General features: G+C 52.7%; 13 protein-coding genes. 10 read left to right on the forward strand and 3 right to left on the reverse strand.

Features of this window, described 5'->3' with window-relative positions; all coding sequences use genetic code 11:
- Positions 1-19: 19 nt before the first annotated feature.
- The 6 genes from dnaN to Q2B33_RS18935 all read left to right on the forward strand — a co-directional run bounded on the left by dnaN (position 20) and on the right by Q2B33_RS18935 (position 8,532).
- A complete protein-coding gene (gene dnaN / locus Q2B33_RS18910; RefSeq protein WP_300570968.1) occupies positions 20-1,135 on the forward strand; it encodes a DNA polymerase III subunit beta in 1,116 nt (371 codons plus the stop codon).
- 51 nt (positions 1,136-1,186) lie between these two features.
- Positions 1,187-1,396, forward strand: a complete 210-nt coding sequence (locus Q2B33_RS18915) for an RNA-binding S4 domain-containing protein (RefSeq protein ID WP_300570965.1) — start codon at positions 1,187-1,189, stop codon at positions 1,394-1,396.
- A gap of 14 nt (positions 1,397-1,410) precedes the next feature.
- A complete protein-coding gene (gene recF / locus Q2B33_RS18920; protein ID WP_300570963.1) occupies positions 1,411-2,502 on the forward strand; it encodes a DNA replication/repair protein RecF in 1,092 nt (363 codons plus the stop codon).
- A 64-nt stretch (positions 2,503-2,566) separates the two neighbouring features.
- The gene (gyrB, locus tag Q2B33_RS18925) at positions 2,567-4,660 is read left to right on the forward strand and encodes a DNA topoisomerase (ATP-hydrolyzing) subunit B (RefSeq protein ID WP_300570960.1); all 2,094 of its coding nucleotides are present in this window, start codon (positions 2,567-2,569) and stop codon (positions 4,658-4,660) included.
- 38 nt (positions 4,661-4,698) lie between these two features.
- A complete protein-coding gene (gene gyrA, locus Q2B33_RS18930; protein WP_300570957.1) occupies positions 4,699-7,311 on the forward strand; it encodes a DNA gyrase subunit A in 2,613 nt (870 codons plus the stop codon).
- A 324-nt stretch (positions 7,312-7,635) separates the two neighbouring features.
- Positions 7,636-8,532 (forward strand): S1 RNA-binding domain-containing protein, encoded by an 897-nt coding sequence (locus Q2B33_RS18935; protein WP_300571055.1) that lies wholly within the window; start codon positions 7,636-7,638, stop codon positions 8,530-8,532.
- An 86-nt stretch (positions 8,533-8,618) separates the two neighbouring features.
- On the opposite strand, the gene Q2B33_RS18940 is transcribed toward Q2B33_RS18935, so the two are convergent.
- From Q2B33_RS18940 to Q2B33_RS18950, 3 genes are all read right to left on the reverse strand, one after another.
- Complete coding sequence (locus Q2B33_RS18940; RefSeq protein ID WP_300898319.1) at positions 8,619-8,894, reverse strand: hypothetical protein; 276 nt, start codon at positions 8,892-8,894, stop codon at positions 8,619-8,621.
- 188 nt (positions 8,895-9,082) lie between these two features.
- Positions 9,083-9,637, reverse strand: coding sequence for a DUF2087 domain-containing protein (locus Q2B33_RS18945; protein WP_300570954.1), 555 nt, complete (start codon positions 9,635-9,637; stop codon positions 9,083-9,085).
- A complete protein-coding gene (locus tag Q2B33_RS18950; RefSeq protein WP_251207664.1) occupies positions 9,634-10,002 on the reverse strand; it encodes a hypothetical protein in 369 nt (122 codons plus the stop codon). The genes Q2B33_RS18945 and Q2B33_RS18950 overlap by 4 nt, the downstream gene beginning before the upstream one ends.
- A 316-nt stretch (positions 10,003-10,318) precedes the next feature.
- On the opposite strand from Q2B33_RS18950, the gene Q2B33_RS18955 reads away from it, so the two are divergent.
- From Q2B33_RS18955 to Q2B33_RS18970, 4 genes are all read left to right on the forward strand, one after another.
- Positions 10,319-10,648 (forward strand): hypothetical protein, encoded by a 330-nt coding sequence (locus Q2B33_RS18955; protein ID WP_300570946.1) that lies wholly within the window; start codon positions 10,319-10,321, stop codon positions 10,646-10,648.
- A 37-nt stretch (positions 10,649-10,685) separates the two neighbouring features.
- A complete protein-coding gene (locus Q2B33_RS18960; RefSeq protein WP_330684578.1) occupies positions 10,686-11,825 on the forward strand; it encodes a hypothetical protein in 1,140 nt (379 codons plus the stop codon).
- A 108-nt stretch (positions 11,826-11,933) separates the two neighbouring features.
- Positions 11,934-13,946 (forward strand): lysine--tRNA ligase, encoded by a 2,013-nt coding sequence (gene lysS, locus Q2B33_RS18965; RefSeq protein WP_300783179.1) that lies wholly within the window; start codon positions 11,934-11,936, stop codon positions 13,944-13,946.
- Positions 13,947-14,265: 319 nt separating this feature from the next.
- On the forward strand, positions 14,266-14,829 hold a 564-nt coding region (locus Q2B33_RS18970; RefSeq protein WP_330691399.1), incomplete at its 3' end, for a sugar-binding domain-containing protein.

A 14,829-nucleotide genomic window follows, 5' to 3' on the forward strand; every position in this document is an offset into this window, starting at 1 on the left:
CGGGAAAGGAGTTATCCATATGAAATTAGTCTGTTCTAAATCGAACCTGTTGAACGGTGTACAGATCGTGTCCAGGGCTGTTCCAAATAAGACTACCATGTCCATCCTAGAATGCATCCTGATAGACGCCAGCAACGGCATCATCACCCTGACGGCCAACGATATGGATATGGGAATCGAGACAGTTATAGAAGGGGACATCGTGGAGAGCGGCGTCATCGCCCTGGACGCGAAGATTTTCCTGGAAATCGTCAGGAAGCTTCCGGACAGCTTCATCACCATAGACACAGACGCCTCCTACAAGACCTTGATCACCTGTGAGAAGGCGAAGTTCACCATCGTGGGGAAGTCAGGGGAGGATTTCTCCTATCTGCCCATGGTGGAGAAGGAGGAGAGCATCGTCATCAGCCAGTTCTCCTTAAAGGAAATGGTGCGCCAGACCATATTCTCCATCTCCGACAATGACAACAACAAGCTGATGACCGGTGAGCTTTTCGAGATAAACGGCGACGAGCTGAAGATCGTGTCCTCGGACGGACACCGCATCTCTATCCGGAAAATTGCGCTCCGGGAGATTTATGAGCACAGAAAGGTCATCGTGCCCGGGAAGACCCTGAACGAGGTGAGCAAGATCCTGCCCGGGGGCGCGGACAGCGATTTGACGGTATACTTTACGGACAAGCATATCGTGTTCGAATTCGACAATACTGTAGTCGTATCCAGGCTGATCGAAGGGGAGTATTTCAGCATCGACAGGATGCTCTCCGGGGACTATGAGACGAAGGTGAGGGTGAACAAGAAGGAGCTCCTGAATTGTATCGACAGGGCCACCCTGCTCACCAGGGAGGGAGACCGCAAGCCCATCGTCATCAATATCTCGGATGAGGGCATGGAGCTGAAGATCGATTCCGCCTTGGGCAGCATGAAGGAGGAGATCGACATCGAGAAGCAGGGCAGGGATCTGATGATCGGATTCAACCCCAAGTTCCTGATAGACGCGCTCCGGGTGATCGACGACGAGGAGGTGGACCTCTATATGGTGAATCCAAAGGCCCCCTGCTTCATCAAGAACGAGGAGGAGAGCTATATCTACCTGATACTTCCCGTGAGCCTGGTGGCGAACTACGGGCGCTGAGGATGGGGGAAAGCTGAAGGAAAGGCGCGATAAGCGCAGGGAGGGTGCAACGTGGAAGTCGTACATCTGAAGGATGGATACATTAAGCTGGGGCAGGCCTTGAAGGCGGCGAACCTGGTGGAATCAGGGGCGGATGCCAAGGCTGTGATTCAGGAGGGACTGGTCATGGTAAACGGCGAGGTGGATACCAGGCGCGGGAAGAAGCTGGTGGAAGGCGATATGGTGGAATATAACGGCGAAACGGTCAAAATAGAAGCGTAGAGACGGGCACAGAGATGATCATAAAATCGATAGAGCTGGCGGATTACAGGAATTACGGCTGCCTTTCCCTGGAGTTCGACCGCGGCACCAATATCCTGTACGGGGACAATGCCCAGGGCAAGACCAATATCCTGGAGGCCATCTTCGTGGCGGCCACCACCAAGTCCCACAGAGGGGCAAAGGACAGGGAAATCGTGGCATTCGGCAAAGAGGAGGCCCATATACGGACCTATCTTGAGAAAGAGGCTGTGGAGACCAGGGTGGACATGCACCTTCGCAAGTCCAAATCCAAGGGCATTGCCATAGACGGGCAGAAAATCAAGAAAGCGGCAGACCTGATGGGTCTGTGCAATGTGGTCTTCTTCTCCCCGGAGGATCTGGGGATCATCAAGAACGGCCCTGCGGAGCGCAGACGGTTCGTGGACATGGAGCTCTGCCAGCTTGACAGCCTCTATCTCTACAACCTGAACCACTACAACAGGATAGTCAACCAGCGCAACAAGCTCTTGAAGGACATGTACATGAACCCGGACTTAAAGGAGACCCTTGGCGTCTGGGACATGCAGCTGGCATCCTTCGGCAGCAAAATCATCCAGCGCAGGAAGCTGTTCGGGGAGCAGCTCAACGAAATCATATACGGCATCCACAGGAAGCTCTCCGGGGACAGGGAGGAGCTCGCCGTCCACTATGAGCCTGACGTGGAGGCGGAGGACTTTGAGGAGAAGCTGAGAGCCAATCAGGACAGGGACATCCGGGCGAAGATGACGTCCGTTGGGCCGCATAGAGACGATTTTTCGTTTATCATAGGAGATATCGATATCAGGAGGTTCGGCTCCCAGGGGCAGCAGAGGACCGCTGCATTGTCCCTGAAGCTTTCGGAGATAGAGCTTGTGAAGAAGATTGCAAAAGATGCGCCCATACTTCTGCTGGACGACGTGCTCTCGGAGCTGGATTCCAACAGGCAGAACTATCTGCTGGGCAGCATCGGAGACATCCAGACCATCATCACCTGTACCGGTCTGGACGAGTTCGTGAAGCACAGGTTTGAGATAAATAAGGTCTATCAGGTGTCGGAGGGGACAGTCGCCTGCATGAACGGCGTGTAAGGGAAGCCGGTGCCGGGGATGCTTCCTCCGCGACAGCGAATATGGAAAGAGGGACGGACAATTCATGAGTGAAGAAATCAGGAACAACACGGCGGTAGAGAGTGAGTACGGGGCGGATCAGATCCAGATCCTGGAGGGGCTGGAGGCAGTCAGGAAGCGTCCCGGCATGTACATCGGCAGCACTTCCAGCAGAGGTCTGCACCACCTGGTGTATGAAATCGTGGACAATGCGGTGGACGAGGCTCTGGCCGGCGTGTGCGATACTATAGATGTGACCATCCACGAGGGAAATTCCGTCACTGTCATCGACAATGGCCGGGGCATTCCCGTGGGGATCAACCATAAGGCGGGGATTCCTGCCGTGGAGGTGGTGTTCACGATCCTCCATGCGGGGGGAAAGTTCGGCGGCGGGGGATACAAGGTCTCAGGAGGCCTCCACGGCGTGGGCGCTTCCGTGGTGAACGCCCTGTCCCAGTGGCTGGAGGTGGAGATCTGCCAGGACGGCAAGATCTACAAGCAGCGCTATGAGCGGGGGAAGGTATGCTATCCCCTGAAGGAAATCGGCACCTGTGAGAAGGAGAAGACAGGATCTAAGATCACCTTCCGGCCGGACGATACCATTTTCACGGAGACCACGGAATTCGATTACGACACTTTGAAGATAAGGCTCCGGGAGATGGCCTTCCTGACCAAGGGTCTGCGGATTATCCTGCGGGACGAGCGGGAGGACAGGGAGGAGATCGGCAGCCACGAGAACGCCCAGATTAACGAACTGCTCCAGCGGGCTCAGGCCGACAGAGAGGAGCAGTCCGGCGGGGAGGAAGGCGCCCAGATACCCCAGGCGGAGGAGAAGGCAGAGAAAAAGAAGAAAAAGAAATACGCCGAATTCTGCTATGAGGGCGGCATCAAGGAGTTCGTCTCCTATCTGAACAAGAACAAGACGCCTTTGTATGAAAATATCATGTACTTCGAGGGACAGAAGAACCAGGTGTACGTGGAGGTGTCCTTCCAGCACAATGATTCCTTCAACGAGAGCGTGTTCAGCTTCGTGAACAATATCAACACCCCGGAGGGCGGCACCCATCTGCAGGGATTCCGCAACTCCCTCACGAAGACCTTCAACGATTACGCCAGGAATGCCAAGCTTTTGAAGGACAGCGAGCCCAACCTCTCCGGCGAGGACATCAGGGAGGGGCTCACGGCCATCATCAGCGTGAAGATAGAGGATCCCCAGTTCGAGGGACAGACCAAGCAGAAGCTGGGCAACAGCGAGGCCAGAGGGGCGGTGGACAGCATCGTCAGCGAGCAGCTCACCTATTTCCTGGAGCTGAACCCCTCGGTTGCGAAGACCATCTGCGAGAAGTCCATCCTGGCACAGAGAGCCAGGGAGGCCGCCAGGAAGGCCAGGGATCTCACCAGGAGGAAGACTGCCCTGGACGGCATGGCCCTTCCCGGAAAGCTGGCGGACTGTTCCGACAAGGATCCCAAGAACTGCGAGATCTACATCGTGGAGGGGGATTCCGCCGGAGGCAGCGCAAAGACCGCCAGAGCCAGAGCCACCCAGGCCATCCTTCCACTGCGCGGCAAGATCCTCAACGTGGAGAAGGCCAGGCTGGACAAGATATACGCCAACGCGGAGATCAGAGCCATGATCACGGCCTTCGGCACAGGGATACACGATGATTTCGACATTTCCAAACTCAGATACGATAAGATTATCCTGATGACGGACGCGGACGTGGACGGGGCCCATATCAGCACCTTGCTGCTGACCTTCATCTACCGCTTCATGCCGGATTTGATCAGGGAGGGGCATGTGTACCTGGCAAAGCCCCCTCTGTACAAGCTTGAGAAGAACAAGAAGATCTGGTACGCCTACAGCGACGAGGAGCTGGACGGCATCCTCCTGGAGGTGGGCAGGGATCAGAACAACAAGATACAGCGCTACAAGGGACTGGGGGAGATGGACGCGGAGCAGCTCTGGGAGACCACCATGGATCCCGCCAGGAGGATCCTCCTGCGGGTGAATTATGACGAGGAGATGCAGTCCGAGCTTGACCTGACCTTTACCACCCTCATGGGGGACAAGGTGGAGCCCAGGCGGGAATTCATCGAGGAGAACGCCAAATATGTGAAGAATCTCGACACCATCGGCTGATATCGCTGACATAACGCACAAAGTAAGAGAGGGAAAAGATGAACGACGACATTTTTGACAAGGCTCCGGAACATGACAAGGTTCAGGAAGTAGACCTGAAAGAGAGGATGGAGTCATTCTTTATTGACTACGCCATGAGCGTCATTGCATCCCGTGCCCTTCCGGATGTAAGGGACGGCTTAAAGCCCGTCCAGCGGAGGGTGCTCTATTCCATGATCGAGCTCAACAACGGACCTGACAAGCCCCACAGGAAAAGCGCCCGTATCGTCGGTGATACCATGGGTAAATACCATCCCCACGGGGACAGCTCCATCTACGGCGCGCTGGTGAACATGGCCCAGGATTGGTCTACCAGGTATCCTCTGGTGGACGGCCACGGGAACTTCGGCTCCATGGACGGGGACGGCGCCGCCGCCATGCGTTACACCGAGGCCAGGCTGTCCAAGATCTCCATGGAGCTTCTGGCGGACATCAACAAGGACACAGTGGACTTCGACCCCAACTTCGACGATACGGAGAAGGAGCCTGTGGTGCTGCCCAGCCGCTATCCCAACCTGCTGGTGAACGGGACCATAGGCATCGCAGTGGGCATGGCGACCAATATACCGCCTCATAATCTGCGGGAAATCGTCAGCGCGATCGTGAAGATCATCGACAACAAGGTGGAGGAGAACAGGGAAACCTCCATCGAAGAGATACTGCCCATCGTGAAGGCCCCGGACTTCCCAACAGGGGGGCTGATACTGGGCACCAGGGGCTGCAATGAGGCCTACCGGACAGGCCGTGGCAAGGTGGTGGTGCGGGCCGTGACCAATATCGAGACCCTGGCGAACGGCAAGACCCAGATCATCGCCACGGAGCTTCCCTACATGGTGAACAAGGCCAATCTGATCATCAAGATAGCTGAGCTGGTGAAGCTGAAAAAGATAGACGGCATCACGGACATCCGGGACGAGTCCAACAGAGAGGGCGTCAGGGTGGTCATCGAGCTGCGCAAGGACGCCAATGCCAATGTGATCCTGAACCAATTGTACAAGCACACCCAGCTCCAGGACTCCTTCGGCGTCATCATGCTGGCTTTGGTGGATCAGCAGCCGAAGGTCATGAACCTTCTGGATATGCTGGGATACTATCTGCGGCATCAGGAAGAGGTGGTCACCAGAAGGACGAAATACGACCTGAACAAGGCCGAGGAGAGGGACCATATCTTACAGGGACTCTTAAAGGCCCTTGATTTCATAGATGAGGTCATATCCATCATCCGCAGCAGCCAGAACACCCAGATGGCCAAGGAGAGGCTCATGGAGCGCTTCGAGCTCTCTGACGTACAGGCCCAGGCCATCGTGGACATGCGCCTGCGGGCTCTGACAGGATTGGAGCGTGAGAAGCTTGAGAATGAACATAAGGAGCTGCAGATCCGCATCCGGGAGCTGAAGATGATCCTGGCGGACGAGAAATTGCTGCTGGGGGTCATCCGCAGGGAGATCATCGAGATTTCCGACAAATACGGGGACGACAGGCGCAGCAAGATCGGCTATGACGAGACGGACTTCTCCATGGAGGATCTGGTGCCCAGGGAGAACACGGTGATCGCCCTGACGGATCTGGGCTATATCAAGCGCATGACCGTGGACAACTTCAAGGCCCAGAACCGGGGCGGCAAGGGCATCAAGGGCATGCAGACCATCGAGGACGATTACATCGAGGATCTGCTGATGACCACCACCCACCATTATCTGTATTTCTTCACCAGCCTGGGAAGGGTGTACCGTCTGAAAGCATACGAAATCCCGGAGGCAGGCAGGACGGCCAGGGGCACTGCCATCGTGAACCTACTGCAGTTGGCCCCCGAGGAGAAGATTACGGCCATGATTCCCATCCAGGAGTACGACAATGAGAAGAACCTCTTCATGGTGACGAAGAAGGGCATCGTGAAGAAGACCTCCATGATGGAATTCAACAACATCCGCAAGAAGGGCCTCACAGCCATCATCCTGAAGGATGACGACGAGCTGATAGAGGTGAAGATCACCGATAAGGACAGTGAGATATTCCTGGTGACAAAGCTTGGCATGTGCATCCGCTTCCGGGAGACGGATCTGCGGGCCACGGGCAGGAGTTCCATGGGCGTCATCGGCATGAACCTGTCAGACGGGGACGAGATCATCGGCATGCAGCTCCAGAGCCAGGGGGATTCCCTGCTGATCGCCTCGGAGAATGGTATGGGAAAACGTACTTATCTTACCGAATTTACGGTACAGAACAGAGGCGGCAAGGGCGTGAAGTGCTACAAGATCACCGAGAAGACCGGAAACGTAGTGGGCATCAAGGCCGTCAATGACGAGAATGAGATCATGATGATCACCACCGAGGGCATCATCATCCAGATAAGGATGCAGGACATCTCCACTTTGAGCAGGATCACCTCCGGTGTGAAGCTGATGGATATGGAGGAGGGCGTCAGGATAGCGAAGATTGCCAAGGTCAGGGAGAGGATTTCCGACGGGGAGCAGGAGTTCGATAATCCGGAGGACGCCATGGAGGACATGGAAGAGAGGCCGGAGGAAGAGATGTCCGGGGAAGAGGCCAATCAATCGGAAGAAATCCTGGAATCGGGAAGCGGTGAGGAAGAAATTTCAGGACAATCGTGAAATATCAGTTGAAAAAGTGCTGTAAACAGTGGAATTTACCGGAAATACGTGGTAGAATCTAATCAAGGAGTAAAAGCTGCCGGGGTGGGAAACGGCCCGGCAGTCTGTGGATAAAAAGGAGGACATTTCAAAATGGAAGAAATCATGAAGGAAGCTGCGGAAGAAATCAAACAGGAGACCGCGGCGGCCGGAGAGGCAAAGGAAGAGGCTGTAAAGGAGGAGGCCGCACAGCCCGCGGAGGAGAACAAGGAGGCTGTAAAGGCAGAGGAAAAAGCTGCCCCGAAAGAACCAGCGAAGACAGAGGAAATCGGCACCACGGAGACCATGGAGGACTACAGCAAGGAGCTGGAGGCATCCTTTCGGGTCATCAAGGAGGGGGATGTGCTCTCCGGTTCCGTCATCGATGTGAATGAGCAGGGTGTGACTCTGGATCTGAACTATTATGCATCCGGCGTCATCAAGGTTGAGGATATGAGCAGGGATCCCTCCTTCTCCATCCTGCAGGATGTGCATGTGGGCGACGTGATAGAAGCCGTGGTGGTGAAGAAGGACGACGGCGCGGGCAATATCCAGCTGTCCAAGGTGGAAGCGGCGGATGTGATTGGCTGGGACAAGGTGCAGAAATATATGGATGACAAGACTGTCGTCACTGTCAAGGTCAGCGAGACCGTGAACAAAGGCGTGGTGGCTTTCCTGGAGGGCATCCGGGGCTTCATTCCCGCCTCCCATCTGTCCCTGAGCTATGTGGAGGATCTGAGCACTTTCGTGGGCAGGGAGCTGGAAGTCCATGTCATCACCGTGGAGAAGGGCAAGAAGAAGCTTGTGCTCTCCGCCAAGGAGGTATTGAGGGAGAAGGAAAAGGAGAACCTGAACCACAGGATCGCCATGGTAGCGCCGGGCAGCGTCCTGGAAGGAAAGGTGGAGAGCGTCATGCCCTATGGCGCCTTCGTGGATCTGGGAGAGGGCCTGAGCGGCCTGGTGCATGTGTCCCAGATTAGCCAGAAGAGGATCAAGACTCCATCCGAGGTGCTGAGCGTAGGCGATACCGTGAAGGTGAAGGTGCTGAACACCAACAATAACAAGATCAGCCTGAGCATGAAGGCCGTGGCGGAATCCGCGGAGACGGAGGATGTGGTGGACGAGAAGACAGCCGCCAAGTACAGCTCCAGGGAGTCCATCGGCACATCTCTGGGGGATCTGTTGAAGGGGATCAAGCTTTAATACGGGGCTTATGAGCGCCGTAGGATGAGGAATGATACAAGAAGGGCCGATTCATTTCGTTTTGGATGAAATGAATCGGCCCTGCTCTATAGATACAGATTCCTGGTATCCCCGCCGGTCCCGGAGGGAACGCTGTGGTTCATTCCTGTCACACGGAAAATAACAGGATAAGCGCAAAAACGGCGCAGACTGTTACGAAAATTCCCAAAATTCTTATCAACAGAAGCTTTCCCCTGGTTTGCAGGGACTCCTTTGTCACGTATTTGGGAGATACCGCCATGATGATGCCCATGATCGCAATGAAGATCGTCCAGATTATTTGTAATATATTTTGCATACCTTTTCTCCTTCGTTCCTGTCATGGATTTTGATGACTGCATCTCTATGTTACATCTCTTCCTGCCTCCTGTCAACAGCGCTGTCCGGTCGATTTCAGTCGGAATCTGAAATTCCCGTGATCGAGCTGCCGTTTAGAGCTATAACGCCTGATGGGGATTCCGATTTATTCCCGCGAGCAATGGGCAAGCGGCCGTGCTTGCAGCGGGGTATTTTATTGTGGAATCAGCCAATACCCCCGCTCATCCCTGTCCATGAGCCGCTCGGAAATCATATCCCGCCTGATGGTGCAGAAATCGTCATGGAAATCCGCGATGAGGATGTTGACCTCCCGCTCGGAATAGATCCTGCCAGGCTGGAAGGCCTTTGCAATCTCCTCCAGCACGATTCGCTCCTTTTTGCGCTGGGCTGGAATGGATTTCAGCTTTCCGTACTCGAAGAAGGCGTCTATCACCTTCTTCCGGTAGGCCTGCTCCCGCTTCTCCTGGAGATCCGCTTCGTCCGACTGCTCCTTCAGGATGTCCAGAATCTTCACGGCAAAGGTGTCCTGGCACAGGGAATACATGGTATAATACTGGGTCTTATAGGACTTGACGGCATCAATCTCCGACAGCTTGCGCAGATGGAAGGAAATCGTGGCCGGAGTCAGGTTCAGCCGCTCCGCCAGCAGTTCCACATACATATCTTCCACGGCCAGGGACTTCAATATCTGCAGCCTGGACTTGTCTGCCAGGCATTTGAACATTCTGATTGCGTTTTCTTCTGTCATAATGATTCCCCCCATATCTTTTGAAAAGTATCCCGAATCTCGGCCAGGGCTTCCAGTCTGGTCTGCTCCTGCACTATCTTCAGGTCGTCGCCGTGTTCCTTTGCTTCCGTGAGATAGCTTTCCCAGGTCTCTTGAAATAAGGTGAGTTTTGTGTCTAAGAATCTGACGCGTTCGCTTTCCTCCTGTGATACCCGGACGGAGGCCTGGAAGATTGTTTTGACGATTTGGAAGATATTCGTCCGGATTTTCTCAAAGTTGGCCTCGTCTCTACGATTGTCCGCTATCAGGCGGAGAGTATCTTCCTGTACGGAGGAGGTTCGCTGGTCAAGGTAGTTAATGAATGTCTGGATTTTTTCGCTTTCCATAGTTTTACCCCTTTCTAATTTAATATTTTTATTTGATTATATATTAATGATATAGATATGTCAATAATTAATTATATATATATCTAATTAAAATGAAAACAATTTATTTTACTTTTTTTGGATGCGATTGTTTGACATTTTCATCAGGCCATATTATCATGGAGACATGACTACATTTGATTCAAAACAGACTGCAACGCTGACTGGTTCGATTGCATGATTGCATTAGGCAGTATTCAGCGTTATGCAGCATAATTACATTATCGGGTAAGAAATGTATAATGGAACTTAGATAATAAAAACAGGAGGTCAGCCATTGAAGAAGATAATCCTATGGTCCATGGCAAACTATAAAGGAAGCTTAAAAAAGATTCTGACATATGTAAAATATTATACGTCTTTTCGTATCGTAAAAAGGGATGGAAAATGGATGCAGAAGCCCCGCTATGAGGAGCCGTTTTATGATGCCATGACTTTCGATATCAATAATACATGCAACTTGCGCTGCAGGTTCTGCTTTAACGACTTTGAACAGAAAGCATGTTATATGTCAGAGGAAGTATACCGGAAGATACTGAGCCTTTTTCCTTTGATCAGACCTCTGAAAAGCTTGGGGGGCAGGAATCCTTTTTTCATGCCTTTATGAGCCGTCCATAGCCCCGAATTTTCTGAAATTTTTAAAATTGCTGCCGAAATCCGGCAGAAAGAATGTCTTTTTCACTTCCAATTTCTGCAGAGCCATGACAGAAGAGGAAATCCGCACCATTTTTTCGGCAAATATCCGTCATGTGAATCTGTCGGTAGAGACGCTTAAGCCTGAGAGATACCGCGAAATCTGCTCATCCGTCCAGTTCGAAAGCTTTTATCATAATCTTGAAAAAATTGCAAAGGTAAATGCGGAACGCCGCTTAGGAACGCACTGGGCAAAACTGTACTGCATCACAATGGTATTGAAAGAAAACAGGGATGAACTTTCCGCGATTGGAAAATTCTGCGGCGAAAAGCTCAAAGCGGCGAGACATGATTTTCGCACACCTTATATCAGTGACACAGCGAATAACGCGGATTGGAATAGGGGACAGTTCATGGATGAGACAGAATGTGGGCATGTGTCCCGGGAATTGGCAGAACTGCATCTTCCCATTACGCTGGACATTCATTCAAAGGAAGAACTGTTTTCCCATAGAAAAGAGGCAGACGCCTGGGCGGAAGAGACAGACGCCGCAGCGGAAGATACGGCGCAGAATCGGGAATCCATTGCGAAGAGGCTGGAAGAAATGCGGCTTTGCATGGACAAGGAATTTCTGTTTCTTCGGTTCCATCCATCCGGTCTGTGCATCCCTGGTACAGCAGGGGAGAACGCCTGTATTGCAAATACGGAGGACAGCTGCGGCTTCTTCAAAAACAGGCTGACGCGTCTGTATAGGCGAAGAGCAGAGGCTTTTCTGATGCCGGATGTGGTCTTTGCTTCTTTTAAAGCTGAGGACGCCAGGGAAATATCTGCGCGGGTGATGTTTTACGCAATGAGGTCGAATCCGGTGTACCTGCATTTAGAGGGATGGATTCAAACTCCCGAAATTTCCGGGGATTTCCTTTTGTTTGCCACAGCGAAAGGAAAGGCGGGGGGAAAGCAGATGTTCCTTGCCCTGGAGCAGCCATGTCCCAAATGGATGCATGATTCAAATGCACATTTTTACGATTTTACGCTATGTTTGGAATGGAATAAGATAGACCGTCCTTTGTGCGATTTGACATTTCTGATAGTAGCGAAAAGAGACCTTACACCCATATATCAGTACAGATATCCCTATGGGATTTTATGAGTCCTATGGATTCTCCATGAAAGAGTTCCGTGTAAGATGCGAAATGTTTGACTTTACGCGGCCCATATTGTATAATTACCACCATAATTGCAAAGGAGCGGACAAGATATGCATTGGTCAGATAAGATTGCGGAAAAAATCATCAGCAGGAACCCAGACAAGGAAGAATACGTATGCGCCGCCGGGATAAGCCCCTCCGGCTCTATCCATATAGGCAATTTCAGGGACATTGCCACCAGCCTATTCGTGGTGAAAGCCCTGGAGCGAAAAGGCAAAAAGGCGAAGCTGCTTTTCTCCTGGGATGAATATGACAGAGTCAGGAAGATACCTGTGAACGTGGCGAAAGTCAGGAACGACATGGAGAAATATATCGGGGCGCCCTACGCGGATGTCCCCAACCCTTTCGACACAGAGGAGAAGACATACGCGGAATATTTTGAAAAGGAATTTGAGGCTGCCATAAAAAGATTCGGCATCAAGATGGATTACAGATACCAGGCCCAGATGAACAAGAGCGGCAAGTACAAGGACTATGTCATCGAAGCGTTGAAAAAACGTGGAGAAATATTCGATATCCTGGACAGCTTCCGGACTCAGGACGCCCGGGAGGGCGAGCGGGAGGCCTATTATCCTGTGGCAATCTATTGCCCGGAGTGCGGCAGGGACACCACGAAGATTACAGAACTCTCCCAGGACTGCACCAAAGCGAAGTACGTCTGCGTCTGCGGCCATGAGGGGGAGCATGACTTCACGAAGGACTTCAACTGCAAGCTGGCCTGGAAGATAGACTGGCCCATGCGCTGGAAATATGAGCAGGTGGACTTCGAACCCGGCGGGAAGGATCACGCCAGCCCCGGGGGCAGCTATGACACCAGCAAAGTCATCTCTAGGAAGATTTTCGATTACGAAGCGCCCCTGTTCGAGGGCTATGAGTTTATCGGCATCAAGGGGGTGGCAGGAAAGATGTCCGGCTCCACAGGCCTGAACCTGACGCCGGAAACGCTGCTGAACATCTACCAGCCGGAAGTCATCCTCTGGCTCTACGCCAAGGCGGAGCCCAACAAGGCCTTTGACTTCTGCTTTGACGACGGAATCCTGCGGCAGTATTTCGAGTTCGACAAGCAGTACAATAGCTTCCTGGACGGTACGGCGGATGATTATATACGTGATATCATGAACAACTGTCTCATGTTCGATGAGAAGATTAAGACAGTGCCCATGTCCCACCTGGTGCAGCTGGGCTCCATCGTGGACTTCAACGTGGAGATGCTGGAGACCGTGTTCAAGAAGATTGGCACGCCTTATAAATATGAAGATTTCAAGGAGCGGCTTGGCCTGGCAAAGTTTTGGCTGGAGAACTGCTCCCCGGAGAACGTGAACAGGCTCTGCCCTGTGCGGAACTGGCCTGTGTACGATGGGCTGGACGAGAAGGAGAGGGATGCGGTGAAGATGCTCCACGCCTACCTGTCCGGCAACGAGTATACGCTGGATGAGCTGAACAAGGAGCTCTACGAGATTCCCAAGCGGATTTACGGCTATGAGGCGGAGAACCTGAAAGCCCTCCAGGGCACCTTCTTCAAGAATGTGTACAGGCTCCTTTTAAATAAGGAAAAGGGCCCCAGGCTCTACCTGTTCCTGTACGCCATCGAGAAGGACAAGTTCCTGTCACTGCTTGATTTCTCCACACCGAAGACGGAAGAGGAGGAGAAGGCGCTGACGGCTCCTGCGCAGGAGCCCGTGGAAGAGGAGCCTGCAGTGGAATACGGCGAGCCTGACGAAGTGGCGCCCATAGGGGAGGAAATCGACATCGAGGAATTCCGGAAGATCGACCTGCGGGTCTGCAAGGTGCTGAAATGCGCCGAAATCAGGAAGTCCCATAGCTGCTATAAGCTGACCCTGTTCGACGGGCTGAAGGAGAGGGTCATCGTGTCCAGCATCAAGCAGTATTACAAGCCGGAGCAGCTGATCGGCAAGAAGATCATCGTGGTGGCAAATCTCCAGCCCACCCGGTTCGTTGGGGTCAAGAGCGAGGGCATGCTGCTGGCCGGGACGAACAACGCCTGTGGCTGCCAGGTGGTGATTGTGGACGACATCGTGCCGGAGGGGACCAGGATTTGCTGATTCTGTGCCAATAAAAGCCGGAAGAAAGGACGGATAGTCGCCAGGATGCAAAGTGTAATGGAGTATAAGGGGGAATTCTTTCCCCCTTATAATTTTTGCAATTTTTTCCACAAAAAAATGAAATCTGTTGCCTAATACCGGTCATATCGTTTATAATATAAGCTAATAGAATCCTCTCTTGGATTCTATTAGATAAGTTTAATAGAATCCTTTCTTGGATTCTATTAGATAAGTTTAATAGAATCCTTTCTTGGATGAGAGGATTCTGTTGGATTCACGATGAATGCCATGATGTGGTAGAAAGGTGAGGTATGAGAGTATGATTGTACCCAGACATTTTGAGAACCTGAGAGTACTTCATGAGAACACCATGCCTGACAGGGCATACTATGTCCCTGCAGCCAGGCGGCATGAAGATCTGGTGGAGCACAGAGAGCAGTCGGAGCGCTTTGCCCTGCTGAACGGCGAGTGGGACTTCTGTTACTATGACAGCGTCTACGACTTGAAGGAGGAGTTCTACCGGGAGGACTGCGGACTGAACCCGGACTGGAAGACCATCCCCGTGCCCTCGGTATGGCAGATGCACGGATACGACAGGCATCAGTATACCAATGTGAACTATCCCTTCCCCTTAGATCCGCCTTATGTGCCCCATGAGAATCCCTGCGGCACCTACCGCCATCATTTTACCTGGCACAAGGACATGGCAGCGCCGAAGACCTTCCTGAATTTCGAGGGCGTGGACTCCTGCTTCTATGTGTGGGTGAACGGGCAGTACGTGGGCTACAGCCAGGTGTCCCACGCCACGGCAGAATTCGATGTGACAGGCTTCCTGAAAGAGGGGGAGAACCTGCTGGCCGTGCTGGTGCTGAAATGGTGCGAC

This window comes from uncultured Acetatifactor sp. (assembly GCF_948601915.1).
Classification (GTDB): domain Bacteria; phylum Bacillota; class Clostridia; order Lachnospirales; family Lachnospiraceae; genus Acetatifactor.